The sequence below is a fragment of the Ruegeria sp. HKCCD7255 genome (assembly GCF_013031565.1).
Taxonomy (GTDB): domain Bacteria; phylum Pseudomonadota; class Alphaproteobacteria; order Rhodobacterales; family Rhodobacteraceae; genus Ruegeria.
Genome location: NZ_WQAG01000006.1, coordinates 239,173 through 265,972, shown reverse-complemented (window position 1 = coordinate 265,972; position 26,800 = coordinate 239,173). Strand labels below are relative to the sequence as shown.

General features: G+C 59.5%; 24 protein-coding genes. 16 read left to right on the top strand and 8 right to left on the bottom strand.

All coding sequences use genetic code 11. The features are described 5' to 3' along the window. The gene (locus GOX45_RS13560; protein ID WP_171101678.1) at positions 1-939 is read right to left on the bottom strand and encodes a DMT family transporter; all 939 of its coding nucleotides are present in this window, start codon (positions 937-939) and stop codon (positions 1-3) included. A 246-nt stretch (positions 940-1,185) separates the two neighbouring features. On the opposite strand from GOX45_RS13560, the gene GOX45_RS13555 reads away from it, so the two are divergent. Next, positions 1,186-1,650, top strand: a complete 465-nt coding sequence (locus GOX45_RS13555; RefSeq protein WP_171101677.1) for a DUF1203 domain-containing protein — start codon at positions 1,186-1,188, stop codon at positions 1,648-1,650. Here GOX45_RS13555 and GOX45_RS13550 read toward each other — a convergent pair. Further along, the gene (locus GOX45_RS13550; protein WP_171101711.1) at positions 1,647-2,639 is read right to left on the bottom strand and encodes an ABC transporter ATP-binding protein; all 993 of its coding nucleotides are present in this window, start codon (positions 2,637-2,639) and stop codon (positions 1,647-1,649) included. The genes GOX45_RS13555 and GOX45_RS13550 overlap by 4 nt on opposite strands. Positions 2,640-2,726: 87 nt before the next feature. Here GOX45_RS13550 and GOX45_RS13545 point away from each other — a divergent pair, with 87 nt between their 5' ends. From GOX45_RS13545 to polA, 3 genes are all read left to right on the top strand, one after another. Then, positions 2,727-2,903: a zinc-finger domain-containing protein gene (locus tag GOX45_RS13545; RefSeq protein ID WP_171101710.1), complete on the top strand. Its 177-nt coding sequence runs from the start codon at positions 2,727-2,729 to the stop codon at positions 2,901-2,903. 91 nt (positions 2,904-2,994) lie between these two features. Beyond that, on the top strand, positions 2,995-3,456 hold the full coding sequence (locus GOX45_RS13540; RefSeq protein WP_171101676.1) for a hypothetical protein: 462 nt from the start codon (positions 2,995-2,997) through the stop codon (positions 3,454-3,456). Between the two features lie 70 nt (positions 3,457-3,526). Then, the gene (gene polA, locus GOX45_RS13535; RefSeq protein ID WP_171101675.1) at positions 3,527-6,325 is read left to right on the top strand and encodes a DNA polymerase I; all 2,799 of its coding nucleotides are present in this window, start codon (positions 3,527-3,529) and stop codon (positions 6,323-6,325) included. Positions 6,326-6,375: 50 nt separating this feature from the next. On the opposite strand, the gene GOX45_RS13530 is transcribed toward polA, so the two are convergent. Together GOX45_RS13530 and GOX45_RS13525 are read right to left on the bottom strand one after the other, a co-directional pair. Beyond that, positions 6,376-6,606: a DUF2798 domain-containing protein gene (locus GOX45_RS13530; RefSeq protein ID WP_171101674.1), complete on the bottom strand. Its 231-nt coding sequence runs from the start codon at positions 6,604-6,606 to the stop codon at positions 6,376-6,378. A 65-nt stretch (positions 6,607-6,671) separates the two neighbouring features. After that, positions 6,672-7,430, bottom strand: coding sequence for a hydroxypyruvate isomerase family protein (locus GOX45_RS13525; protein ID WP_171101673.1), 759 nt, complete (start codon positions 7,428-7,430; stop codon positions 6,672-6,674). Positions 7,431-7,604: 174 nt separating this feature from the next. Here GOX45_RS13525 and GOX45_RS13520 point away from each other — a divergent pair, with 174 nt between their 5' ends. Further along, complete coding sequence (locus GOX45_RS13520) at positions 7,605-8,555, top strand: DMT family transporter (protein WP_171101672.1); 951 nt, start codon at positions 7,605-7,607, stop codon at positions 8,553-8,555. Here GOX45_RS13520 and GOX45_RS13515 read toward each other — a convergent pair. After that, positions 8,538-9,113 (bottom strand): DUF1285 domain-containing protein, encoded by a 576-nt coding sequence (locus GOX45_RS13515; protein ID WP_171101671.1) that lies wholly within the window; start codon positions 9,111-9,113, stop codon positions 8,538-8,540. The two genes, GOX45_RS13520 and GOX45_RS13515, sit on opposite strands and share 18 nt — an antisense overlap. Before the next feature lie 64 nt (positions 9,114-9,177). Here GOX45_RS13515 and GOX45_RS13510 point away from each other — a divergent pair, with 64 nt between their 5' ends. The 5 genes from GOX45_RS13510 to GOX45_RS13490 all read left to right on the top strand — a co-directional run bounded on the left by GOX45_RS13510 (position 9,178) and on the right by GOX45_RS13490 (position 18,132). Next, positions 9,178-10,185 (top strand): MoxR family ATPase, encoded by a 1,008-nt coding sequence (locus tag GOX45_RS13510; protein ID WP_171101670.1) that lies wholly within the window; start codon positions 9,178-9,180, stop codon positions 10,183-10,185. Further along, a complete protein-coding gene (locus tag GOX45_RS13505; protein WP_171101669.1) occupies positions 10,182-11,057 on the top strand; it encodes a DUF58 domain-containing protein in 876 nt (291 codons plus the stop codon). Before GOX45_RS13510 ends, GOX45_RS13505 begins: the two co-directional genes overlap by 4 nt. Beyond that, positions 11,054-13,816, top strand: coding sequence for a DUF4159 domain-containing protein (locus tag GOX45_RS13500; RefSeq protein WP_171101668.1), 2,763 nt, complete (start codon positions 11,054-11,056; stop codon positions 13,814-13,816). The genes GOX45_RS13505 and GOX45_RS13500 overlap by 4 nt, the downstream gene beginning before the upstream one ends. Continuing rightward, on the top strand, positions 13,813-15,855 hold the full coding sequence (locus GOX45_RS13495; protein ID WP_171101667.1) for a hypothetical protein: 2,043 nt from the start codon (positions 13,813-13,815) through the stop codon (positions 15,853-15,855). Before GOX45_RS13500 ends, GOX45_RS13495 begins: the two co-directional genes overlap by 4 nt. A 66-nt stretch (positions 15,856-15,921) precedes the next feature. After that, complete coding sequence (locus GOX45_RS13490) at positions 15,922-18,132, top strand: response regulator (RefSeq protein ID WP_171101666.1); 2,211 nt, start codon at positions 15,922-15,924, stop codon at positions 18,130-18,132. Here the strand turns inward: GOX45_RS13490 and yaaA are convergent. The 3 genes from yaaA to GOX45_RS13475 form a co-directional block, all read right to left on the bottom strand. Beyond that, positions 18,129-18,905 (bottom strand): peroxide stress protein YaaA, encoded by a 777-nt coding sequence (yaaA, locus tag GOX45_RS13485; RefSeq protein ID WP_171101665.1) that lies wholly within the window; start codon positions 18,903-18,905, stop codon positions 18,129-18,131. The two genes, GOX45_RS13490 and yaaA, sit on opposite strands and share 4 nt — an antisense overlap. 33 nt (positions 18,906-18,938) lie before the next feature. Beyond that, positions 18,939-20,978, bottom strand: coding sequence for a DNA helicase RecQ (gene recQ, locus GOX45_RS13480; protein WP_171101664.1), 2,040 nt, complete (start codon positions 20,976-20,978; stop codon positions 18,939-18,941). Between the two features lie 78 nt (positions 20,979-21,056). Then, on the bottom strand, positions 21,057-21,344 hold the full coding sequence (locus GOX45_RS13475; protein ID WP_171101663.1) for a YggT family protein: 288 nt from the start codon (positions 21,342-21,344) through the stop codon (positions 21,057-21,059). 129 nt (positions 21,345-21,473) lie between these two features. Here GOX45_RS13475 and GOX45_RS13470 point away from each other — a divergent pair, with 129 nt between their 5' ends. From GOX45_RS13470 to GOX45_RS13445, 6 genes are all read left to right on the top strand, one after another. Beyond that, entirely contained in the window at positions 21,474-22,841 is a 1,368-nt protein-coding gene (locus GOX45_RS13470) for an MFS transporter (protein ID WP_171101662.1), read from the top strand. Next, positions 22,838-23,701 (top strand): penicillin-insensitive murein endopeptidase, encoded by an 864-nt coding sequence (mepA, locus tag GOX45_RS13465; RefSeq protein ID WP_171101661.1) that lies wholly within the window; start codon positions 22,838-22,840, stop codon positions 23,699-23,701. Before GOX45_RS13470 ends, mepA begins: the two co-directional genes overlap by 4 nt. After that, positions 23,674-24,558, top strand: coding sequence for an esterase-like activity of phytase family protein (locus GOX45_RS13460; RefSeq protein ID WP_171101660.1), 885 nt, complete (start codon positions 23,674-23,676; stop codon positions 24,556-24,558). Before mepA ends, GOX45_RS13460 begins: the two co-directional genes overlap by 28 nt. A gap of 91 nt (positions 24,559-24,649) precedes the next feature. Further along, positions 24,650-25,294: a queuosine precursor transporter gene (locus tag GOX45_RS13455; protein ID WP_171101659.1), complete on the top strand. Its 645-nt coding sequence runs from the start codon at positions 24,650-24,652 to the stop codon at positions 25,292-25,294. Between the two features lie 263 nt (positions 25,295-25,557). Then, positions 25,558-25,977: an alternative ribosome rescue aminoacyl-tRNA hydrolase ArfB gene (gene arfB / locus GOX45_RS13450; RefSeq protein ID WP_171101658.1), complete on the top strand. Its 420-nt coding sequence runs from the start codon at positions 25,558-25,560 to the stop codon at positions 25,975-25,977. 56 nt (positions 25,978-26,033) lie between these two features. Then, positions 26,034-26,768, top strand: coding sequence for an SDR family oxidoreductase (locus GOX45_RS13445; protein WP_171101657.1), 735 nt, complete (start codon positions 26,034-26,036; stop codon positions 26,766-26,768). Positions 26,769-26,800 lie beyond the last annotated feature (32 nt).

Below are 26,800 nucleotides of genomic sequence, written 5' to 3'. Positions count from 1 at the left end.
CTATTTCCCCGGCCGCGACGCACCAGTATCCGCCCGCGGTGAGCGCACCCGGAGGACCGGGGTATTGACCGAGGTTGTGTTCGAACGGCTTTCCCGCCAGACCACAAAAATACCAGACGCGATGATGATTGATGCGCCAACAGCCACCCAAGCGTCGGGCTGTTCTTCGAAAAACAGCATTCCGAACAATGTGGCCCAGATGATCTGGCTGTATTGGCTGGGGGCTACTACGCCAGCAGGGGCCGCGCGATAGGCCAGGATAATCAGGTGCTGCGCAATAACCGAGAAAAGACCAACCAGAGCCATCATTGCCAGATGCAGCAGTGATGGTGGTTGATATACAGCCGGTTGCAGCAGGCTCATCACCACGATGGCTAGCAGCATCGGATAAAGGATCAGAACGGCCGAACGCTCTTCATTTCCGATCTTGCGCACCAACACCGAAGAGAAGGCACTGCAAAACGCTGCCGTCAGTGCAGCAATGTGGCCCAGAGTGATATCTGTTGCACCCGGGCGCAAAACGATCAGAACACCGATCAGGCCAACACCAACGGCGGCCCAGCGTTGTATGCGCACGACCTCACCCAGAATCGGGATCGACAAAACGGTGACGATCAGGGGAAAGGAAAACAACAGCGAATAAACCTCGGCCAGCGGAAGAACCGAGAAGGCGTAGAACGCACAGGACATGCCCATGACCATCAGGCCGGATCGCAGCAGAACCAGCCAGGGATGATGAGGGCGGAAGTTTCCGGTGGCTCGATCAGTCAGGATGGTTACCGCCATCGGGACAAAAGAAAAGAGGGTCGCAAAAAAGATGATCTGCATCACCGAATAGGTTCCGCCCAGCACTTTGATCAGTGCGTCATGACTGGCGAAAACCGCGAATCCCAGAAACGCGAAACCAAGTCCCTTAAGGGTGGTGTTTTGAGTGCTCATGAACATGGCCTCGGGCGGAGTGTCGGTGTGGTTGCTATTCGCCGCAGCGTTGAAAACCGGGCTGCATCGCCTTTTTGAGTAAACACATTTGACCCATCCGCATAGCCCTTATTTTACCGCTAACACTGCAAGGCTGATATGCTCAGGGATCAACACGACATGGCTGATAGACGCTCGAAATGCGCAAGATGCGGGTCGCCTGCAGGTGTTGGATTCAGGCAGTCTGGCAAAAACCGGAGACCAGATATGTTCAAGATCACTGCCTTGCCCACTCAAGATGTACGTCGCCTTCAGGCCGGAGGACCTGACGCCTATGGCGCGGCGCCCGAGCGTGCCCTTTCCGATGGTGCTGGTAACCCGTGTCGCCACTGCCTGCGCCAAATCCCGGAAGGCCGGGACATGCTGATACTGGCACATCGTCCCTTTTTAGAGACACATCCTTATGCAGAAACCGGCCCGATATTCCTGTGTGCGGATCCTTGCGATCAGTTTAGAGGCGATGACATGCCCGAAATACTGACCTCTTCCCCCGACTATCTGATCAAGGGATATGGCACCAATGACCGTATCATCTATGGAACCGGAGCGGTCACGCCGACGGATCAGATCAGCGCCAAGATCGACGAAATCTTTGCGCGCCCTGACGTGGCCTATATCCACATCCGGTCCGCGCGCAACAATTGCTATCAGGCGCGTGTCGATCGAGTTTAAAGTTTGACGCGGTGCATGCCCCGGCGCGGTTGATCGTGATCGTCTGCCGGGGGATCATCGGCGCGGGCTGAGGTCAGCGCAAGGAATACATCCTCAAGATCGGCTTCTTCGGTGCGCACGTCACGAATGCGGATATTTGCGGCGCGAACTGCCTCCAGAACCTGCTCGGCGGTGGTTTGGGCGCTGCGATAGTTGAGCTCAAGGCTGCCATCATCGCGAAGCGCGGCTTCGACCCCATCGGTTGTCGGAAGATCAACAATCGGACTGTCAGGAACGATCACCATCGTGCGGCTGTCCATGCGCGACAGAAGGTTGGCCGTGCTGTCCTGTGCGATCTTCTGGCCATGGTTAATGATAGCGATCTCGTCACACATCTCTTGTGCTTCTTCCAGATAATGCGTGGTGAGGATGATGGTCATACCCTGATCGTTCAGCTTGCGCACATTGGTCCACAGCATTTGACGCAGTTCGATATCCACCCCCGCCGTGGGTTCATCCAGGACCAGGATTTTGGGGTGATGCACCAGTGCCTTGGCCAGCAGCAACCGACGCCGCATCCCGCCTGACAATGTGCGGGCATAGGCCTCGGCCTTGTCACTCAGGCCCACCAGTTCCAATATCTCATCGCTGCGCCGCTGGGCTTTGGGTATACCGTAAAGCCCGGCCTGAACCTCCAGCGCTCCGCGCGGGGTAAAGAATGGATCCAGGTTCAGCTCTTGCGGCATGACACCGATGGCGGCGCGGGACTGGCGCGGGTGCTTGTCCTGATCAAAGCCCCAGATCGACACATGACCGGCGGATTTGACCACAAGCCCGGCCAGAATGTTGATCATCGTCGACTTTCCAGCCCCGTTTGGCCCCAGCAACCCAAAGACCGAGCCGCGCGGGATGGTCAAATCGATGCCTTTAAGCGCCTGTTTTTCCGGCTGGCCCTTGCCGCCCCGATAGGTTTTGCGCAGCCCCTCGATTGTGATTGCTGCATCGCTCATGTGGCTCTTGCCCCCGGTTTGCTCATCGCTCATAAACGCACCTAATACATGCCCGCGAGGCCGACAACCGAAGAAGGATCGCCAGCCGTGACCATCGAAGCGCCGGAAACCAAGATTGTGGAAACCTCTCGCGTTGCCTGTGACGGCGGTGAAGGCGCCTTGGGTCATCCGCGCGTCTGGCTGCAAATCCCGGAAGATACCGGCTGGGTCGAATGCCCCTATTGCGATTGCAAGTATGTTCTGAAGGGCACAGAGCAAATCTAACCATCAATTCTGGCGCTAAGCGTCAAATTCTTGCCGTGATCGTCCAGCAAGCACTGTGTTGGAACACGTCCGCATAGAGGCAAGGATCAAGATGACTGCTGATGATACGGCCAATCCGGTATTTGGATGGATCGGGTTTTGTGTGGGTGCTCTGGCCTTGTTTGCCGCGCTGTTTGTGTTTTGGGCCGGGCCTTTTGCACCTCAGCATTCAGCGGGTGTGACGCTGGGCGAACTGGCCGCCGAAATCGGAAAATCGACCTTGCGCGCAGCCGCTGGTCTGGATCAGCCCGAACCCGTCGCGCCGACCCGGGATCTGGATGATCTGCTGCAGATCGGCGTAGCGATGCTGGGCGGATTGGCCATCGTGTTGTCTGCGATCGGTTTCCTGCGCCATGAAAGAAGGCGACCCGCCCTTGCTGGCGTGGCAATTGGCATCGGTGCGATCCTATTCCAGTTTTTTGCTTTTGCGGTTTTCGCTTTCTTGGGCGTCTTGCTTGTCATGGCGCTTTTGAACAGTTTCTCGGACGTGTTCAGCGGCCTCTTTGGTGGCTGACTTGCGTTCTTGACTGGCCACCCGCGCAGGCCTGTGGCAGAACCGTCCCTGACAATCAGGGAGCGCGCGCATGAGCAATTTCGGAAAAGGGTGTCACCTGCATCTGATCGACGGATCGGCATTTATTTTCCGGGCATATCACGCCTTGCCGCCACTGACGCGGAAATCCGATGGGTTGCCGATTGGCGCGGTTTCGGGGTTCTGCAATATGCTGCAGAAATATGTCGAAGGGAACGCCGGGCCGGATGCGCCGACCCACGTCGCAGTAATCTTCGACAAAGGCTCGCACACGTTCCGAAACGATCTCTACGATCTCTACAAAGCCAACCGTGAGGCCATGCCCGAGGATCTGCGCCCGCAGATGCCCCTGACCCGCGAAGCCACCCGAGCCTTCAACATCGCCTGTAAAGAGCTTGAAGGCTTTGAGGCCGATGACATCATCGCAACGCTTGCAGTTCAGGCCCGCGAAGCAGGTGGTCGCGTGACCATCGTGAGTTCCGATAAGGATCTGATGCAACTGGTCGGCGATGGCGTCGAGATGCTGGACGCGATGAAAAACAAGCGCATCGACCGGGATGGGGTGTTTGAGAAATTCGGCGTGGGCCCAGAACGGGTGGTGGATGTTCAGGCGCTGGCCGGGGACTCGGTCGATAACGTGCCGGGAGCTCCGGGCATTGGTGTGAAAACCGCCGCTTTGTTGATCAACGAATATGGTGATCTGGAAACGTTGCTGGACAGGGCCGACGAGATCAAGCAACCCAAACGCCGGCAAACGCTGATCGAAAAGCGGGACCAGATCGAGCTGTCGAAGAAACTGGTGCAACTGGATGAGAACACGCCGCTGGATTTCACTCTGGATGATCTCGAGGTGAAAGACCCGGACGCAGAAACCTTGTTGGGTTTTCTGGCCGAGATGGAGTTCCGCACCCTCACCAAGCGGATTGCGGATAAGCTGGGTGCCGAGGCCCCCGTGATCGCTGACATTCCTGCACCAGCGGCTCAGGTCGAAGAAGAAGAGGCCCTGGCCTTCGATGCGTCAAAGTATGAATGCGTGCGCGATGCGGACGCTTTGCAGACGTGGATTGATAAGGCCTATGAACGCGGTTGGGTTGCGGTGGATACCGAGACCACGGGTTTGAACGAGATGATCGCTGATCTTGTGGGCATTTCGCTGTGTGTCGAGCCCGGTGCGGCCTGCTATATCCCGCTGACCCACAGGGATGGGGCTGCGGATGATCTGTTCGGTTCGGACGCATTGGCCGAAGGGCAAATGCCCCTGGATCAGGCTCTGACTCTGTTGAAACCGATGTTTGAGGATCCGTCGATCCTAAAGATCGGGCAGAATATGAAATACGACGCCAAGATTTTTGCGCGCTACGGCATCGAGGTTGCGCCGATCGATGATACGATGCTGATGTCCTACGCCATGCACGGTGGCGAGCATGGGCACGGAATGGATATGTTGTCGGAACGGTACCTGAGCCACACACCGATCCCGATCAAACCACTGCTGGGCTCGGGCAAATCAGCCATTACTTTTGACAAGGTTCCGATTGACGAGGCCACGGCTTATGCCGCCGAAGATGCGGATATCACCCTTCGCCTGTGGCAGCTGTTCAAGCCGCAACTGCATCAAGTGCAGGTGACTACCGTATATGAGACGCTGGAGCGTCCTCTGGTGCCGGTTCTCAAAGAAATGGAGATGCATGGTATCAAGGTCGACCGCGATGTGCTGAGCCGCATGTCCAACGCCTTTGCGCAGAAAATGGCTGGATTAGAGGCTGAAATTCACGAATTGGCCGGTGAGACTTTCAATGTCGGCTCGCCCGCGCAGCTGGGTGAGATCCTATTTGACGAGATGGGGCTGGAAGGTGGCAAGAAGGGCAAGACCGGGAAATACTCGACCGGCGCGGATATTCTTGAGGATCTGGCGACCGAGCATGAGCTGCCCCGCCGGGTGCTGGACTGGCGGCAGCTGTCCAAGCTGAAATCGACCTATACCGACGCCTTGCAGACCCATATCAACCCCGATACGGGGCGGGTGCATACCTCTTATTCGATCACCGGGGCCAATACCGGTCGTCTGGCCTCGACTGATCCGAACTTGCAGAACATTCCTGTGCGCACCGAGGAAGGGCGGCGCATCCGTGAGGCGTTTATCGCCGAGCCGGGCAATGTGCTGGTCAGCCTGGATTATAGTCAGATCGAGCTGCGGATCCTGGCGCATATCGCGGATATCCCGGCGTTGAAACAGGCGTTTTCGGATGGGCTGGATATTCACGCAATGACCGCGTCCGAGATGTTCGACGTGCCGTTGGACGAGATGACGCCGGATATTCGACGTCAGGCCAAGGCGATCAATTTCGGGGTGATCTATGGCATTTCCGGCTTTGGCCTGGCGCGCAACCTGCGCATCCCGAGGGCCGAGGCTCAGGGGTTCATTGATCGGTATTTCGAGCGTTTCCCGGGGATCAGAGCCTATATGGATGACACTATCGCCTTTGCCAAAGAGCATGGCTATGTGCAGACCCTGTTTGGGCGGAAAATCCATACGCCCGAGATCAATGCTAAAGGCCCACATGCCGGGTTCTCGCGCCGGGCGGCCATCAACGCGCCGATTCAGGGTACGGCGGCGGATGTAATTCGACGCGCGATGGTGCGGATGCCCGATGCCATCAACGGGCTGCCCGCGAAGATGCTGCTGCAAGTCCACGACGAATTGCTGTTTGAAGTGGCGGAAGATGCGGTGGATCGGTTGGTCTCGGTGGCCAAGGAAATCATGGAAGGCGCATCGGATCCGGCGGTGAAACTGGACGTGAAGCTGGAAGTAGATGCAGGCCAGGGCGCCAATTGGGCCGAGGCGCATTAGCGGTCCGGGAGCGCTGCTCATCAGGCCCGATGGGCCCTCTTCGCACCGGGTCAATCCTGTGGTTTGACCAGCCCGTTGACGAACCGTTGCACGGTGGGCCCCAGCAACAGGATAACGGTAAAGGCGATGGGCCAGCAGAAGGCCCAGGCCGCCATCCAATCGCCAAAGGTGCTGGGCCCGAACCCAATTGCTTTAACTGTTGCGATGCCGGTGACGATGCAGGACATCAGACCTGACATGATCAGGCTGAACAGTGCGCGGGCATAACGTGCAGGGATCATGGGCGGTCCTTGAGTTCAGGCCCCATTGATCTGCGATATTTTCGAAAAAAACGCCAGTGGCGATCTCAGGACACGCGCATCCAGCCCAAAGTCTGCGTGGTCAGCGGTTTTGACGGGGTGTATTCGGCGCTGACATGGCCGCTATAGCCGCTGTGATCCATCGCCTCGAACAGCGACGCGAAATCCGTGGGACCGCGCCCGGGTTCTGAGCGGTCCGGAGCCGCACCGATCTGCGCATGGATGAAGCGGTCGTGATAACGGTGCCAAATCTCTAGCGCGTCACCGTGGATCATGTGGGCGTGAAAACTGTCATATTGCAGACCGATATTGGACCGATCTACTCGATCCAGAATTTCGGCCGCCAGATCAAAACTGTTCAGGAAATACCCGGGCTGTGAGACAGGGTTCAGCGGCTCGATCGTAAATCTTTGATCCGGGGCGAAATCTGCGGCCCATTGCAGGTTTCGGACGAAACTCGCCTCGGCCTCGGACCCTGAGGCCGCACCAGACATGATGTGGATCATGCGGGGGCGCAGGATCTGAGCATAGCGCAGCACCCGTTTGATGTCGGACTGAAACCGCGCCTCACCGCCGGGGATTGCAGCATAGCCGGGTTCTCCGCCCGTATAGTTGGGCGGGGGTGCGTTGATCAGGATCAGGTCAAGCCCATTGGCCAAAAGGGCGCGTCGGGTTTCCTTGGCCGCCAGATCATAGGGAAAGAGAATCTCGACCGCGTCAAACCCGGCCTGCGCGGCTGCGTTAAACCGTTCGAGATAGGGCAGCTCGGCAAAGAGCAGCGAAAGATTGGCGGCAAATTTTGGCATGAGCGGTCTCGGGTGGTGGTCGAAAAACTCTATCCGGGGATAGGTCACAGGGAAAGAGATGGAAAACGACAGATTGTCGAAAATCGACCAGAAATACAGGCGCATCTTCCTGACAATCAGACCAACGGGGCGAATCAATTCATCGTTGTCCCGCCTGCAAAAAGAGCGAAACCCATGGCGATAAGCCCTAATCCTGCACGCGGGTCGCCCTTCGGAGCACCGAGCGGTCGCAATGCGGCCTTGTCCGGCAACGGGTTGGCCGTGGCGTCGATGGTGACCTGGGCCGCGGGGTTTCCTGCGGCCGAAATTCTGCTGCAGACATGGCCGCCCGTGGCGCTTTTGATTGGGCGCTTGGCTTTGGCCGTTGCGGTTATGTTTCCGATCTGGCTGATCATCGACGGCCCGCGCCGCGTGGCATCCGCGCGCTGGGGGCGGGCCATGATCGTTGGCAGTTTTGGGTTTGGTGCAAGTATGTTCCTGATGATCCTGGCGCAGAAACTCACGGATCCCGTGACCGTCGCGATTATTGCCTCGTGCGCGCCTTTGATGGCGACGCTTTTGGAGCTTGCATCGGGGTCACGGCGATTGCGGTGGAACTTCGCTCTGGGTGTCGTGGTGTCGGTTGTGGGCGGCTTGATTGCCACCAGTGCGCTGGCGCCCGCCCAATTGGGTCTGGGTGCAGCCTGCGCCGTGCTGTCAACAGCAGGGTTTTGCTGGGCCAGTATGATGACCGTCCGCGACTTTCCAGAGCTAAGCTTTACCGGCAGGACAACGATCACATTTACGGGCGGGCTTTTGGCAGCGGTGGTACTGGTTTCGCTGATGGCAGGGCTTGGTATCAACGTTCTGCCGACCTCTCCTGTGGATCTGCATCAGGCGAGTATGCTGGCCATCTATGCGCTGCTCGCCATGGGCCTAAGCCAGGTTTTGTTCATTTCCTCTGTTGGCAGAATCGGCGTCGCCCTCAGCTCGTTTCACATCAATGTGGCGCCGTTCTATGTCATGGTCATCATGCTGGCGCTGGGAGAAGACTGGAATTGGACCCGCGCGCTGGGCGCGGCCATCGTTGCCATGGCGGTGTTCTTCGCGCAGGACCGCGCACCTCGCTCAGCCAAGGTCGTCTGACGGGATCAGGCCAAAGAACTGGCCGCCGGACCAGACGCCAAACCAGCCCTCATGATGGGTGGCGATATCCACCATCCGGTAAAAGCTCTTGCGGTCGATACGCGCCTCGAGGTTGCTGCGGATCAGGATATAGGGCGAAGGCTCTGCGGTATCCGGGTCAATCTCAATGCGGATCGGGTGGTCTGCCCCGGCCTCGGCCTGATCACCGACAGAAGTGGTAAACCGCAGGACCTGGCCGTCGCCCGAACCGATCTGGTCAAAGTCTTCGGCGATGAAAGGCGCATCCTCAACGGTGATTCCCACCTTCTCAACCGGGGTGACCAGATAGTATTTGCCGTTTTCTTTCTTAAGAATTGACGAAAAAAGCTTCACAAGCTCGAACCGCCGGATCGGTGACCCTAAATAAGTCCAAGTGCCATCTTTGGCGACGCGTATGTCCAAATCGCCGCAAAACGGGGGATTCCACAGATGAACGGGCGGTAAACCACGAGTTTTGGCCGCTTTGACCGAAGCCGCCAGACCGTCTGGCGAAGGGGTCACGGGTTTTTGTCCGCTCATTGCTTTTGCCATTTCCTCTCAGCGCGATACACTTCAACCATATCAGTTCACGGAAGGGAACCTCATGTCCGAACCTGCCGACCTCGTCGTCGAGATCGAAGCGCTGGAAAACAAGCTGCAAGAGGCGAAATCCTCGATCACCCGTCGCTTTATCGGGCAAGAGCGGGTCGTTGACCTGACCCTGACCGCTTTGTTGTGTGGCGGTCACGCTTTGTTGATCGGCTTGCCCGGGTTGGGAAAGACACGACTGGTTGAAACTCTGTCGACCGTGATGGGTTTGCATGGCAATCGGATCCAGTTCACTCCCGACCTGATGCCGGCAGATATCATTGGGTCCGAGGTTCTGGATACCGCCGAAGACGGTACACGCCGCTTCCGTTTCATCCCCGGCCCGATCTTCTGCGAGCTGTTGATGGCCGATGAGATCAACCGCGCCAGCCCGCGTACCCAATCGGCGCTTCTGCAGGCCATGCAGGAACGGACTGTAACCGTCGCTGGCGAAGATCGGAGTCTGGGCACGCCATTCCACGTTTTGGCCACCCAAAACCCGATTGAACAGGAAGGGACCTATCCGCTGCCCGAAGCGCAGCTTGACCGGTTTCTGGTGCAAATTGATGTGGAATATCCCGACCGCCAGACCGAACGCGATATCTTGCTCGCGACCACCGGAGTTGAAGAAGACGAGGCGCATCAGATCTTCAGCAAGGAAGAATTGCTGGCCGCGCAGGTTCTGTTGCGCCGGATGCCCGTGGGAGAATCGGTGGTTGAACTGATCCTCGATCTGGTCCGTGCCTTCCGCCCGGAAGAGTCCGGTGTTTCCGAGCGTGTGGCCGAGACGGTGGCCTGGGGTCCGGGGCCGCGTGCGGCGCAGGCTCTGATGATGACGGTGCGCGCCCGGGCGCTGTTGCAAGGGCGGCTGGCCCCCAATGCAGATGATGTTCTGGACATGGCGCGCCCGGTGCTGAGCCACCGCATGGCGCTCAACTTCGCTGCCCGTGCGCGGGGTGACAGTCTGGCTGATCTGATTGAGACAACGGCTCGTGGTCTGATCCGGGCCGAGGCCGCAGCGTGAATGCGGCGCTGACTCTTCGCGAAAGATCCGAGGCCGAGGCGTCCCGGCTGCCGCCGCTATTGGCGCGCGCCGAGCATTTGGCCGGAACGGTGCTGCTGGGCGATCACGGGCGGCGTCGGTCGGGTATGGGTGATGACTTTTGGCAATATCGCCCGGCACAACTGGGCGACAGCCGCCGTATGATCGACCATCGGCGTTCGGCCCGCGGGGATCAGCAATTTGTCCGCGAGCGCGAATGGCAGATTGCGCAATCCGTTATGCTTTGGGTCGATCAGGGGGCATCGATGCGTTTTGCGTCGGATAAGATGCTGCCGACCAAGGCCGATCGCGCACGTTTGCTGGGTCTGGCAGCGGCCATCCTGCTGGTGCGCGGCGGTGAGCGTGTAGGGCTTACTGGTACAAGCCTACCGCCCCGACGCGGTAACGCGCAGATCGTTCGCCTGGCGCAAGCCTGGTCTGAGGATGCCGAGGTGGATTACGCACCGCCGGAACACAAAGCCATGATCCCTCATGCCCGCGCTGTGTTCCTGTCTGATTTTCTGGGCCCGCTCGGCGAAGTCGAGCTTGCCCTGACCAAGGCCGCTGATCGCGGGGTACGGGGTGTTTTGCTGCAAATTCTCGACCCGTCAGAAGAAGCGTTCCCGTTTCGCGGGCGGACGATCTTTGAAAGCGTTGGCGGCACCGCCCGGCACGAGACCTTGAAGGCTGGCGACCTGCGCGACCGCTATCTAGAACGGCTGGCCCGACGCAAGGATGACCTGGCCCGACTATGCCGCGCCACCGGTTGGCAATTGGGTCTGCACCACTCCAAAGACAGTGCGCAATCGGCGCTATTGTGGCTCTATCGCGCGCTGGATGGGGGTGTGCAATGACGGTTCTCGCAGGTATCGGTTTCACTGCGCCGTGGATTTTGCTTGGTCTGCTGACCCTGCCGATCCTGTGGCTGATCCTGCGCGCCGTACCGCCTGCACCGATCCGTCGACTGTTCCCGGCAGTAACACTGCTTTTGGGGCTGAAGGACGAAGAAAGCGTCTCGGACCGCACACCATGGTGGCTTTTGCTGCTGCGGATGCTGGCGGCAGCGGCGATCATCATCGGTCTGGCCGGTCCGGTTCTGAACCCGTCACGGGATGAGACCAGCTCGGGTCCCCTGTTGCTGGTGCTGGATGGCAGCTGGGCCGGGGCCACCCGCTGGTCGGCCACGCTGGATCAGATCGACGCGCAGCTGACCGAGGCGGGCCGGGCTGGGCGCCCGGTTTCGATCCTGCGCCTGACCGAGCCGGAAGCGCCGGTTTTCCAGGCGGCTGAGGCATGGCGTGGACGACTGCCCGGGCTTGTGCCGATGCCGTGGCAGCCCACACCTCAGCAATTAGATGCGGCGATCCAGTCGTTGAATGATGTTGATGGTGGGTTTGACACGCATTGGTTCAGCGACCGCCTGACCTATGACAGTCAAGATCAGATGGTCGACGCATTGCAGGCGCGGGGGGATGTGACAGTCTTTCAATCTCCGTCCCCGGTCATGGCCATTGCGCCCGCAACATATCAGGACGGTGCGATCGCGCTGACTGTGCTGCGTGCGGAACCCGGCCCGGCCGATACCGTCACCGTGTTGGCGCAAGGTCGCGATCCGGCAGGCACCATGCGCGTGCTGCATTCGGTTGATCTGGAGTTTGAAAGCGACGCCACCCAGGCGCAAACGCAGATCGTCCTGCCGTCCGAGCTGCGCGCCCGGATCACGCGGTTTGAGATCCAGGGCCAGCGCGCCGCAGGGGCTGTTACGCTCACCGATGACAGCCTGCGCCGCCGCGAAGTGGCTTTGATTGCGGGAACGCTTGACCGCGAAGGGCTCGAGCTGTTGTCGCCGTTGCACTACCTGACACAGGTTCTTATCCCCACCGCTGATTTTGTCGATGGCGGTCTGCTTGATGTTCTGCCTGCCAACCCGGATGTGATTGTGCTGGCAGATGTCGCCACTCTGGCCGCCGCCGAAGAAGTTGCGCTGACCGAATGGGTGGAACAGGGCGGCTTGCTGCTGCGCTTTGCAGGCCCGCGCATGGCCGCCAGTGATCTGGGCCGCGCCGCCGAGGATACCTTGCTGCCGGTGCGTCTGCGCAGCGGGGGCCGCTCGGTTGGGGGCGCGATGAGCTGGGGGGAAGCCAAAGGCCTGGCCCCGTTCCCCGAGGATTCGCCCTTTTTCGGTCTGAACATTCCTGCGGATGTGTCTGTCACCACGCAAGTCATGGCGCAACCAGACCCAAATCTGGCGGATCGGGTGATTGCTTCGCTATCAGACGGCACGCCGCTTGTGACCCGCAAGGCGCTGGGTCTGGGGCAAGTTGTGCTGTTTCACGTCACCGCAGACGCCGAATGGTCCAGCCTGCCTTTGTCGGGCCTGTTTGTCGAAATGCTTGACCGTCTGGCTGTCGCCTCTGCCGCCAAGTCGCGGCAAGAGGCGCAGCTGCAGGGCACAACATGGGAGCCTATTCAGGTTCTCGACGGTTTCGGCACCCTGTCGGATGCGGGTAACTTGCCCGGTGTGGATGGTGTCAGCCTGATCTCGGCTCCAATCGGGCCCGAACTGCGCCCCGGGCTTTATGAAAGCGGCAAGCAAAAGCTCGCATTGAACGTTTTGTCCGAGGACTCGGTGCTGAGCCCGGTGGTTTGGCCTGCAGATATCCCGATCCGCGGACAAGAGATCAGCACCGAGACGCCGATTGGCGGGCTGCTCTTGAGCCTCGCGCTTCTGTTGCTGACCGTCGACATCGTCGCCTCGCTGGCTTTGTCAGGGCGTTTGGGGCTGGCGCGCGCCGCAGCCGTTTTGGCCGGTGGCTTGCTGCTGGTGCCTGAGGTTCAGGCGCAAACCCCCGAGGATACCGAATTTGCCCTGCAAGCGACGCATGAGCTTGTTCTGGCACATGTCCTGACCGGCAATGCGCAGGTGGACGAGGTTGCTCAAGCCGGGATGCGCGGTTTGGCTCAGACCTTGTATTTCCGTACGTCGGTCGAGCCTGCTGACCCGATTGGGGTTGATCTTGAACGAGATGAACTGGCGTTCTTCCCGTTGCTCTATTGGCCCATCACCCCCGATCAACCGCAGCCGTCGGCTGAGGCTTACGCCAAGCTCAACACCTATCTGCGGTCGGGCGGGATGATCCTGTTTGACACGCGGGACGCCAATGTCGCCAGTTTCGGGGCCTCCAGCCCCAATGGCCGGAAGTTACAACAGCTGGCAGGTCCGCTGAATATCCCCGCGCTAGAGCCTGTTCCGAAGGATCACGTGCTGACCCGGGCCTTCTACCTGCTCCAGGATTTTCCGGGCCGGCACATGGGCACCGAGGTCTGGGTCGAGGCCGCGCCGCCCGATGCCGAGCAGATCGAAGGGATGCCCTTCCGCAATCTGAACGACAATGTGACACCCGTGGTCATTGGCGGCAATGACTGGGCCAGCGCCTGGGCTGTGGATCGCAATGGGCAGGCCTTGTTGCCGGTGGGTCGTGGCTATGCCGGTGAACGGCAGCGCGAGTTGGCCAATCGCTTTGGTGTCAATCTGGTGATGCATGTGCTGACCGGGAATTACAAATCCGATCAGGTCCATGTGCCTGCGCTATTGGACAGGTTGGGACAATGAACGGAACGCTTCTTTTTGATCCGCTGATCCCCTGGCCGGTTCTGGCCATTGTGGGCGCCGTGGCGCTGGGCGGGATTGCTGTCGCACTCTGGCGTGGATTGTCCGGTTGGGCGTTGCGCGGTCTGGCAGCGATTGTGGTGCTGATCGCGCTCAGCGGGCCGGTCTATCAGATCGAAGATCGTGCGCCTTTGACCGACATCGTTCTGATGATCGAAGATCAAAGCGCCAGCCAGACCCTGTCAGACCGGGCCGAGCAGACGGTGCAAACCGCAGACGCGCTGGCCGAAGAGATCGAAAGCCGCGCCAACACCGAATTGCGCCGTATCCCCGTTGGCGACAGTGACGGGGATGAGGGAACACAGGTGATGGCGGCTTTGAACGCGGCCCTGGCCGAAGAACCCCGGGCGCGAATCGCGGGGATCGTCGTCGTCTCGGACGGGAACGTGCATGATGTGGATCAAGCCCCGGATCTGCCCGCCCCGATGCATCTGCTGCAAACCGGACGGGCCGAGGATTGGGACCGCAGGCTGATCGTGCGCAACGCCCCGGCCTTTGCCATCATTGGCGAGTCGGTCACCCTGACGCTCAGGATCGAAGACAGCGGCGCGGTGCCCCCAGGTGCTACAACAGCACCGCTTGAGATCTCGATTGACGGTGGTGCGCCGCAGACCTTCACCATGCCCATCGGCAGCGATATCGAAGTGCCTGTTTCGCTGCCCCATGGCGGGCGCAATGTGATCCAATTCAGTGTGCCGCAGGCCGAAGGCGAGCTGACCGACCGCAACAACACTGCCTTGATCCAGATGAACGGTGTGCGTGACCGGTTGCGGGTGCTGCTGGTCTCGGGCGAGCCGCATCCGGGCGGGCGCACCTGGCGCAACCTTCTGAAATCCGACAGCTCGGTCGATCTGGTGCATTTCACCATTCTCCGTCCACCCGAAAAACAGGATGGCGTGCCTGTGGATGAGCTGTCTTTGATTGCCTTCCCGACCCGAGAGCTGTTTTTGGAAAAGATCAACGATTTTGATCTGATCATCTTCGACCGCTACAAACGGCGGGGCATCCTGCCCGCGATCTATCTGGATAACGTAAACAACTATATCAACGACGGCGGGGCCGTGCTGGTGGCCGCCGGTCCTGATTTCGCCACCGCCGACAGCATCTTTCGATCACCGCTTGGGCCGGTTCTGCCTGCCCAGCCTACCGCGCGGGTGATCGAGGAACGCTTTGTCCCCATGGTGTCCGAGCTTGGTGAACGTCACCCGGTCACCACCGATTTGGGCGCGTCGGATGGCTGGGGCGCATGGCTGCGTCAGATCGATGTGCGGCCCCGGACGGGCGGAGTGCTGATGACCGGAGTGGATGAACGTCCACTGCTGGTACTGGACCGCGCAGGCGAAGGCCGCGTCGCCTTGCTGGCGTCGGATCATGCCTGGCTGTGGAGTCGCGGATTTGACGGCGGCGGTCCGCAGTTGGAACTTCTGCGCCGTCTTGCACATTGGCTGATGAAAGAGCCCGAGCTTGAAGAAGAAGCCCTTTGGGCCGAAGCCAACGGCCAAACCATGCGCATCATTCGCCAGACCCTGAACGAAGAGATTGGCCCGGTCACGATCACTCGGCCCAATGGTGAGAGCCTGCAGATCAACTTGAACGAAGTCTCGCCCGGCCGCTTCGAGGTTCAGTATTTCGGCCCTGAAATTGGCCTTTATCGCCTGGAAGAGGGTGAGCATTCTGCTGTGATTGGTCTTGGCCCCGCAGCGCCCAAAGAGTTCGAACGCACTATTGCAACGTCCGAGATACTGGAACCGCATCTGTCCAGCCTCCGGGGGGGCGAGATCCGGGTCGAAGACGGCCTGCCTGCCATTCGCAATGTCCGCGCCGGGCGCCCGGCGGCAGGGCGCGGCTGGATTGGTCTGACCCCGCGCGACGCTTATGAAACCCGAGATGTCACCCAGGCGGGCCTGTTCCCACCGTGGCTGGCGCTGCTGCTGGCTGGTGGGTTCTTATTGGCGGGATGGCTGCGCGAAGGGCGTTCGTAACCGCTTTAAGCACTTTTTCACCGCTTCCCGGGATGCTGCACGCAGCTAACCCGGGAAGAGCATGACATGAGCCTTGCAGAAAAACTGGCCCAAGAACGGCGCGCGCGGCTTGCAGCCGAAAGATTGTTGCACCTCAAACAGGCCGAGCTTTCCGCTGCCAACCGCAAATTGGGTCGTCATGCGCTGGCCCTGACCCGCCAGATCGGTGAGACACAGGCCGAAGTGGAAACGGTGCGGGGCGAGAATGAAAAGGTCAAATCCGATCTGACCGTCGCCAACGCCAAGATCGAAGTGGCCGAGCGCCGCCTGTGGCATTCCATTCAGACCATTCAGGATGGCTTTGCTTTTTTCGACGAGAACAGCCAGTTGATCAGCGCCAATACCGCTTACCTGAGCGTGTTCGAAGGTTTGGACGAAGTTTCGCCCGGCATCGAATATCGCCGCATTCTTCAGCTTCTGACGGATGAAGGCATTGTCGATATCGGCGACGAACCTGTGGCTGAGTGGCGAGCGCGGATGTTAAGCCGGTGGGCCAGTCTCAACCCCGAACCGGTGGTCATTCAGCTGTGGAACGGAGAGTATATTCGCCTGATCGACCAGCGTGGCAGTGGTGGCGATGTGGTCAGCCTGGCGCTGAACATCACCTCTTCGGTCCGGCATGAGGCCGAACTGAACGCCGCGCGCGAACGGGCCGAGGCCGCGAACCGCGCGAAATCTGCGTTTCTGGCCAATATGAGCCACGAAATTCGAACTCCGATGAACGGGATCGTCGGCATGACCGAACTGCTGACAGAAACGCCTTTGGCCGAGGAACAGCGGCTTTACGTCAATACGATCCGCAACTCGGGGGAGGCGCTGCTGGTTATCATCAATGACGTGTTGGACTATTCCAAGATCGAAGCCGACAAGCTGACCCTGCACCCCGAGCAGTTTGATTTGGAGCGGTGCATTCTTGAAGTCGCGATGTTGCTGCAACCCAGCGTGCGCGACAAGGGGCTGACCCTGCTGGTCGATTATGACCTGTTCTTGCCCACGCTGTTCGTCGGCGACCCGGGACGTCTGCGGCAGATCATGACCAATCTGGTTGGCAATGCGGTCAAGTTCACCTCGGACGGCCACGTGCTGATCCGGGTGACCGGAGTGCCAAATCCTGACCAGCAAAGCTGCGATATTCATGTGGCTATCGAAGACACCGGCGTTGGGATCGCGGCGGACAAGATCGATCATATCTTCGGTGAGTTCAATCAGGTCGAGGATGAGCGCAACCGTCAGTTTAAAGGCACAGGACTGGGTCTGGCGATCACTGAACGGCTGATCAAGATGATGGGTGGAAAGTTCTGGGTGGAAAGTGAACAGGGCGCGGGTTCCTGTTTCGGCTTTCGGGTTTCTCTGCCCACTGCCGAAGGCCCGCAACCGGCGCCGCCTGATCTGGCCGGGCGCTTGAAACATGTTCTGGTGGTCGAAAATCTTGCGGTGAACCGCGCCATTCTCACCAAGCAACTCAGCCGTTTGGGGTCCCGCGTGACGGTATGCACCAGCGGAGAAGAGGCGCTGCGAGCGGTGGATGATACAATCGACCTGGTGCTCTGCGATCAGGACCTGCCCGATATGGAGGGGCTGGAGCTTGCGACCATGTTGCGCGAACGAAACTGGTCGGATCTGCCGATTGTCGTAATGTCGGCCAACCCGGGCGTCATCCATGCAGACCCGGCGAACCGGCTGATCGAAGGTATTTTGCAGAAACCGATCCCAAGGGCCGAACTCTTTTCACGTTTGATGGCGCTTGGCGCCCCTGTGTTCGAGCCTCAGAAACGGGCGGGCGAACCTGCCGCGCCATCAAGCGGCCCAGACACCGATGGCCATCGGCGCATGAAGGTGTTGGCAGCGGAAGACAACAAAACCAATCAGCTGATCCTGAAGAAAATGACCAAGGATCTGGACATCGAGCTTAGATTTGTCAGCAACGGGCTTGAGGCGATTGAGGCTCATGCCGCGTTCGATCCCGATCTGATTTTTGTGGATATCTCGATGCCGAAGATGGACGGGAAAGAGGCCACTGGTGAAATCCGGCGACGCGAGGTTGGAACGGGGCGCAGGGTTCCGATCGTTGCTTTGACTGCGCATGCCATGGCAGGCGATGATCAGGGTATTCTCGCCGCGGGGCTCGATCATTACCTGACCAAGCCGCTGCACAAGGCGCTGATCCACGAAATGATCAAGACCCATTGTCCGGAAGACGCCCGCCCGGTGGCCCAACCCGAAGGCGCTGAAAGCTAGCCTTGAGCCTGATAGGGGCGCACAAAAACCGGTTTGTCTGCTTCGGAGAGATCAGGGCGATAGGCGTATCCGCCGGTGTCGAACTCGACCAGGGCTTTGGGATCGGTCAACCGATGCTGCACGACATAGCGCGCCATCGCGCCGCGCGCCTTTTTGGCAAAAAAGCTCACGATCTTGGGCGTGCCACCCTTGTCCTCCATAAAGACCGGAGTGATCACACGCAACTTCAGCGCTTTCAGATCGACCGCGCCGAAATATTCCTGACTGGCACAATTGACCAGAACATCACTGCCCATCTCGGCGGCTTGCGCGTTCAAAGCCTTGCTCAGTTGATCGCGCCAATACTCATACAGGTTCTTGCCACGCCGCGTTTTCAGCTTGCTGCCCATCTCAAGCCGATAGGGTTGAATGGCATCCAGCGGGCGCAACACCCCGTAAAGGCCGGACAAGATCCGCAGATGATCTTGCGCCCAGGCCATTTCATCGGTGTCCAACGACACGGCCTCAAGCCCCTGGTAGGTGTCACCGGCAAACGCCAGCGCCGCAGGGCGGGTGGTCGTTGCATCAGGTGCATCGGAAAAAGCCCGATATCGGTCGCGGTTCAGACGGGCCAGATCATCGCTGAGGTCCATCAGCTTTTTCAGATCCCCCAGGGTCAGATTTCGCGCGGTTTTCGATAGCCGAATGGCGTCATCCTGAAAATCGGGTTGCGTGACATCCACGTTCCGTTCTGCCCAATCCAGCCGCTTGGCCGGCGAGATAACAACCAGCATGTCCGCCCTCTTTTCTTGCCTGACCCGCCGTATCTAGCTCGCCTGTTGCAGCACGTCCAGAAACGCGGCACCAAACCTTTCGTGACGGCGATCGCCCAATAGCTGTTCCAACCCGCGCGGGTCGTCCGGGCGCATCTGCGCCACCTTGGCCAATTGCGCGGCTGAACAAGTCAGCGGTTTGTCGATCCCTTCGGGGCCGCGCGACAATTGCGACTGTACTTCTAGCAGACGATCATAAATCTCGCCCTGTTCACGACCCGCCAGCTTGCGGCGCGCAGGATGCAGTGCTTTGGCCTCGCCCGCGACCACCTCAAGGAACGTATCGCCATAGCGTTCCAGCTTTTTGGCGCCAACGCCGCCGATACGAGCCATTTCGTCCAATGTCATCGGGCGCTTCTCGGCCATCTCGATCAGGGTGCGATCGGGGAAAATCACATAAGCCGGAACCCGCGCGGCCTCGGCCAGGGCGCGGCGCTTGGCCTTGAGCGCTGACAACAGCGGCGCGTCTTCCTCGGCCACCATAGCCTTGACTGCCGGGCGGCGCGTGGCCTTGCGGATCGTATCTTTGCGCAAGTTGATCTGCGCCTCGCCTTTCAGAATGGGTTTCGCGGCTTCGGTCATGCGTAGCGCGCCGTGGCGGTCGGGGTCGGGGCGCACCAGATCATGCCCCATCATCTGCCTGAAAACCGCCTGCCATTGCGGGCGCGACCAGTCTTTGCCGATCCCCCAGGTCGAGAGCGCATCATGGCGGCGGGCGCGGATCTTGTCGGTCTCATTGGCCAGCAGGATGTCGATCAGATGACCTGCACCAAACCATTCCTCGGTGCGCAAAATGGCAGACAGGGCCATGCGGACAGGTGTGGTACCGTCGAACACCTCGGGTGGGCTGTTGCACAGATCGCAATTCCCGCAGGGTTCGGCCTGTTCGCCGAAATATCCCAACAGGGATTGACGACGGCACTGCAACGCTTCGGCCAACCCAAGCAAGGAATTCAATCGCGCGTGATCGGCCATCCGTCGTTCTGGCGGGGCCAGGCCCTCATCAATCTGAGACCGGCGCAGGCGGATGTCATCCGGGCCGAACAGAGTCAGCGTTTCGGCAGGCGCGCCGTCACGGCCCGCGCGGCCGATTTCCTGATAATAGGCCTCGATGGATTTGGGCAGGTCCGCATGGGCGACCCAGCGGATATCGGGTTTGTCGATCCCCATTCCAAAGGCCACCGTCGCCACGACAATCAGACCGTCTTCGCGGGCAAACCGGGTTTCCACGGTGCGGCGGTCTTCCGCCTCCATCCCGCCGTGATAATGGCAGGACACATGCCCTTCAGCGCGCAGGGCCTGCGCCAACACTTCGGTCTTGTTACGGGTGCCGCAATAGAGGATGCCGGATTGACCCTTTCGCGCAGCGGCAAAATCCAGGATCTGTTTGCGCGGCCCGTCCTTGGCGGCAAAGGCCAGATGAATATTGGGCCGGTCAAAGCCACGCAGGAACTTGCGCGGCTCGGTTCCGTCAAACAGCTTTTGGACGATCTCATCCTGCGTTTCCGCATCGGCTGTGGCGGTGAATGCCGCCAGCGGCACATCCAACGCGCGCCGCAGTTCCCCGATCCGCAAATAGTCCGGGCGGAAGTCGTGGCCCCACTGGCTGACGCAATGAGCCTCATCCACCGCGATCAAACTGACATTGATCCGCCGCAGCATCCCCAGTGCTGACCCTGCGGCCAGACGCTCGGGTGCCATGTAAAGGAGCTTCAGCCGACCCTCTTCCAGAGCATCCCACACGGCGTCGGTTTCTTCGGGGGTATTGCCCGAGGTCAGAGCACCCGCTGCAACGCCGGATTCCTGCAAGCCGCGCACCTGGTCGCGCATCAGGGCAATCAAGGGCGAGATGACCACAGTCACCCCGTCGCGCTGCAGGGCAGGCAGTTGAAAACACAGGGATTTACCGCCACCCGTTGGCATGATGGCCAGCACGTTTTCACCGGCGGTCACGGCCTCGACAATCTCTTCCTGCCCGGGGCGGAAGGAGTCGAATCCAAAGACATCTCGCAACAAGGGTGCGGCGTCTAGCATCTGCTTGGGTGCCCTGTCTTATCGTTTAACTGCTCTTAAGACAGGACAATCACATACTAAGATTCAGTGAACAAGTGGTCAGACGAAATAGACCGCGTTGTTGACCAGAATAATCCGAAGCGCATAGACGATGATCAAAACAACCAACGGTGTAAGATCCAATCCGCCCATATTCGGCAGAATGCGTCGGATTGGTCCGTATATCGGCTCCAGCAAGCGGTTCAGCCCATACCAGATCTGTGCCACCAGTTGTTGATGAAGGTTCAGCACCTGGAAGTTGATCAGCCAGCTCATGATCACATGGACGAGGATTATGAACCAGACAATGTCCAGGATCAGAAGCAGGATTTGGATCAGCGACAGCATAGAAACTCCGTTTTCGTATGACCTGAGACCTAAGCCGCCCTGCGGCAAAGAGCAAGTCTGCGCCAACAGAACGCTTGCGAAACGGTCCAAAGCCTCGTCTTATAAAGTCAACGATAAGCAGGGACAGGCATGGCGGTAATTTCCAAGCGCAAGCGCATCTGGGGGTGGTGGTTCTTTGACTGGGCCAGTCAGCCTTACCATTCGCTTTTGGTCACCTTTGTCTTTGGTCCTTACTTTGCGGGCGTTGCAGCGGGGTATTTTTCGGGCACCGGGCTCGATGCGCAGGCCGCAGCGGCGCGGGCGCAGACCGTATGGGCAAATTGCTTGACGATCACCGGCCTTGTCATCGCATTTGGTGCGCCTCTGCTGGGCGCCATGGCCGATGTGACCGGACGGCGTATCCCATGGATTTTCGGGTTTTCGGTGATGTATGTCGTGGGCTCGGCGGCGCTGTGGTACACGATGCCGGATGGCTCGAACATGTGGCTGATGCTGTCCGCCTTTGGTCTGGGCTTTGTAGGCGCGGAATATGCACTGGTCTTCATCAACTCTCAGTTGCCTGATCTGGGGGATGACAACGAAGTCGGCGAGATCTCGGGGTCAGGCTTTGCCTTTGGGTATTTCGGCGGTCTGATCTCACTGGCGATCATGCTGCTGTTGTTTGTCGAACAACCCAATGGCAAGACTTTGATCGGGTTAGAGCCTGCTTTGGGCCTGAATGCAGCCGCGCAGGAAGGCACCCGATTTGTCGGGCCCTTTACGGCTGCATGGTTCATCCTGTTTATGGTGCCCTATTTCCTGTGGGTTCGCGATGATCCCGACAGCGGCAAACATGGCAGTCTGGGCGAGGCGTTGCGATTGCTGGGGAAATCCATCTCGGACCTGCGCCACCGGGTCAGCCTGGCAACCTATCTGGGCTCGTCCATGTTCTATCGCGATGCGTTGAATGGGCTTTACAGCTTTGGTGGCGTCTATGCGCGCCTTGTGCTGGAATGGGATCTGATCAAGATCGGGGTCTTTGGAATCGTAAGCGTTCTGGCTTCGGCCATCTTTTCCTGGATTGGTGGCAAGCTCGACAAGAAGTACGGCCCTAAACCCGTCATTCTTGTTGCGATCTGGGTGCTGATCTTTGTTTGTCTGACCGTCGTGTCGATGGACCGAACTCAGATCTACGGGATCTCTTTGCCAGAAGGATCGGGCCTGCCGGATATGGTCTTTTTCGGATGCGGTATCCTGATCGGCGGCATGGGTGGTGTTCTGCAATCGGCCAGCAGGTCCATGATGGTGCGTCACACAGATCCGGACGCTCCGGTCGAAAGCTTTGGGCTTTATGGTCTATCAGGGCGCGCAACGGCCTTTGCGGCGCCCTTGCTGATCGGGATTGCAACAACGGTCACCGGCAGTGCACGTCTGGGGGTGTCACCGATCATTTTGTTGTTTATCCTGGGGTTGATCCTAATGCGCTGGGTAAAGGCGGAAGGAGATCAGAGCAGATGATTTTACGACGTTTTTTCATACTCATAGCGGCGCTTTTATTTGCACAGACCGCCGGGGCCGAGCCTTTGGCCAAACAATTGTTCGGGGCTCAAAAGGCGGGTTCTACCCAGAAAGCAGCCGCTTTTGGCAGTTATTCGCGCGGATGCGCGGCGGGGTCAGTGCAACTGCCCGAGACGGGACCGACCTGGCAGGCCATGCGCCTGTCGCGCAACCGCAATTGGGGGCATCCCGAGGCCATTGACTATGTGCAGAACCTCAGCCGTTTTGCGGCCAAACAACCGGGCTGGAATGGGCTCTATATCGGGGATATCAGCCAGCCGCGGGGCGGGCCGATGACATCCGGTCACCGCAGCCATCAGCTGGGGCTGGATATCGATATCTGGATGCTGCCCGGCGACAATATGCGCTTGAGCCGCAGCGCGCGCGAGAACATCTCATCCATTTCCCTGCGCCGCGCCAACGGGGCCTATGTAAATGGAAACTGGACCAAGCAGCATCACGCAGTGCTGCGTGCGGCCGCCAAAGACAAGCGCGTGGCGCGGATTTTTGTCTTTCCGGGTGCCAAGGTGCAGATGTGCAATGACGAAAAAGGCAACAAAGCCTATCTGCGAAAGATCCGCCCCTGGTGGGGGCATCACTATCACTTCCATGTGCGATTAAACTGTCCCAGAGGGTCCAAAGGCTGCGTCAATCAGGATCCGCCACCAAAGGGCGATGGGTGTGCCGAAGCGCAGCAATGGGTGCAGAACATCCTGAACCCACCGCCGCCGGACCCGAACGCTCCGGCCCCCAAGAAACGACGTGAATATGTTCTGGCGGATCTGCCCCAACAATGCGCCGCCGTCTTACAGTCCAACTGATCGCAGCTTTTCTGTGGGTCGGAACCGCGTGGGCGGTTGAGGTCAAGACCGCCACCCATCTGCAAAGCTATGCCTGGCGCCACCCTGCGGAATGGTTCGGCGGGTTTTCAGCGCTGCACATCTCGGACAATGGCCACCAGATGCTGGCGCTCAGCGACCGCGCCCACATGCTGACCGCCCGGATCACGCGTGAGGGTGATCAGATCTCGGCGATTGACGTGCAGGATCAATGGCCTGTGCTATCCAGCACAGGCCAGATCATGAAAGGGGCGGCAGGCGATTCCGAGGGGCTTGCGTTGGCAGGCGATGGCAGCTTTTTCATCTCGTTTGAAGGCGTCCACCGGGTGGCCCATTTCAAAGCGCCCGACGCTCGATCAAAAGTTCTGCCCCGCCCAAAGGTGTTTGACGCTTTGTCCCGGAACGGGTCGTTCGAAAGTCTGGCGATAGATGCCCAAGGCCGCCTGCTAGCCCTGACCGAGAAAAGCCGGGCTGCAAATGGCGAAATACTGGTCTATCGCTGGGACGGTCAGGCTTGGTCCAGCCCGTTTGGCCTGCCTGCACGGGGCAAGTTTCAGCCGGTTTCGGCTGATTTCGGCCCGGATGGGCGGCTTTACGTGCTCGAGCGGGCTGTTTCGGTACTGGGCTTTCGCTCGCGATTGCGCCGGTGGGACATTGTTGACGACAGCCCCGGGTCCGAGGAAATCCTGTTTGAAACTGGCACCGGTACCCATGACAACCTCGAAGGGCTGTCCGTATGGCGCGACGGGCAAGACCGGTTGCGCGCCACCATGATCTCGGATGACAACTTCCTGGCCCTGCAACGCACCGAGCTGGTGGAATATCTGCTGCCCGATTGACAGGCCTTTGGCAAAGGTCTAAACGCACGGCTTGCCTTGGGACGGTCCCTTGGCCAAGTCGCCGCTACCTTGTCAAAACGGGCATCAAAACATGCAACGCAGCTTTATTCCCGGCATCATTGCCATGGCCACCATTGTTGTGGCTTCAAACATTCTGGTCCAATTCCTGATCCTTGATGGGTTGTTGACCTGGGGTGCTTTCACCTATCCACTGGCCTTTCTGGTCACCGACATCATGAACCGCGTCTATGGCGTGGGTCCCGCCCGCAAGGTTGTCTTTGCCGGGTTCGTCACCGGTATCATCTGTTCGCTGATCGGCAGCCAGATCATTCTGCAAGGTGATGGCTTTACCTATGCCGCCGTGCCGCTGCGCATCGCCGTGGCTTCGGGTACAGCCTTCCTGATCGCGCAATTGACCGATGTCACCGTTTTCAACGCCATGCGCGGCGGTCAATGGTGGCGCGCGCCGCTGGTCTCGACCCTTGTAGGATCTGCCCTGGATACCGCGATTTTCTTCACCTTGGCTTTCTCGGCTTCGGTGGCCTTCTTCGGGGCCAATGCCGACGCTGCTATCAGCTGGGCGTGGGAGCCTGTGCCCTTCATGCTGACCGGTCCCATGGCACCGCTTTGGGTAACGCTGGCATTCGCTGATTGGCTGGTCAAACTGTCTCTGGCCCTGATCGCCTTGATTCCGTTCAAAGTGATCGTGGGTCGGCTGACAGCACAGCCTGCGTAAAAAAGTGCTTTGAGATTGGCACAACTTGTGCCACGCTCAGAATTAACCGCAACAGATAGAAAAGGAGGTGATCCAGTGTCAAGAAAGAGATTGGAGAGAGGTGTCGGAACAACCGGGGGGACCGCCTACTAGGGCAGCCCTTGGTGGAGCGTTTGCTCCGGCTGGTCGATTGATCTAACCGACCCGACCTCCTGAACTTTCGAAGGGCCGTCCCGCCGGGGCGGCCCTTTCTGTTTTCGCGTGCGCCGGTTAAGGTCGCGCCCATGTTGCGCATAACCGACGATATCGCCATTCAAGACTGGGAAATGACCGAGAGCTTTGTCCGCTCGTCCGGTCCCGGTGGGCAAAACGTCAACAAGGTCTCGACCGCTGTCGAGTTGCGGTTCGAAGCCGCGCGCTCGCCCGCGTTGCCCGACCCGGTTAAGGCCCGGCTGAAGCGACTGGCCGGGCGGCGCTGGACCAAAGACGGTGCGATCATCATCCAGTGCGAAGAGACGCGCAGTCAGGCCCGCAACCGAGAAATCGCCCGCGCGCGGCTGGCCGAGCTGATCACCCGAGCATTGGTCAAGCCCAAACGCAGGCTCGCCACCAAACCCACCTATGGGTCGGTCAAACGCAGGCTTGCGGCAAAGAAGGCCCGCGGCGATGTCAAAGCGCTGCGGGGCAAAGTGTCAGAAGATTGATCTGGCATCTTTCAAGCGCGACGCTAATCTGACCCGGTAAAAGGGGGACCAAACGTATGAGGTTAGAGGGAAAAACCGCTATCGTCACAGGCGGCGCATCCGGCTTTGGTGCCGGGATTGTGCAGAAATTCCTGGCCGAAGGCGCTCGTGTTGTAATCGCGGACATCAATGGTGCGGCCGCCGCTGACCATGCTGATCAACTCGGCCCTCAGGCGACCGCCCAACAAGTCGATGTCGGTGATGCCGCATCGGTTCAGGCCATGGCGGATGCATCCGGTCCGATTGACATTCTGGTCAACAATGCTGGTGTCACCCATCTGCCCACCCCGCTGGAAGACGTCACCGAAGACGATTTCGACCGGGTCTTCACCGTCAACATGAAATCCGTCTACCTGACCGCCCGCGCCTTTGTTCCGGCGATGAAGGCGCGCGGCTCTGGCGCAATCCTCAACGTCGCCTCCACCGCAGGCCTGTCGCCGCGCCCCAATCTCAACTGGTACAATGCCTCCAAAGGCTGGATGATCACGGCCACCAAAACCATGGCCGTTGAACTCGCCCCCACAGGTGTCCGCGTAAATGCGATCTGCCCGGTGGCCGGGGAAACCCCGCTGTTGAAATCCTTTATGGGTGAAGACACGCCCGAGATCCGCGCCAAGTTCCTCTCGACCATCCCGTTGGGCCGCTTCTCAACCCCCGAAGACATGGCCAATGCGGCCTGTTTTCTCTGCTCGGACGAGGCCAGCATGATCACAGGCACAGCGCTCGAAGTCGATGGTGGCAGATGTATCTGATTCACCGCTTCTTCTGTTCCAAAATACCTCCG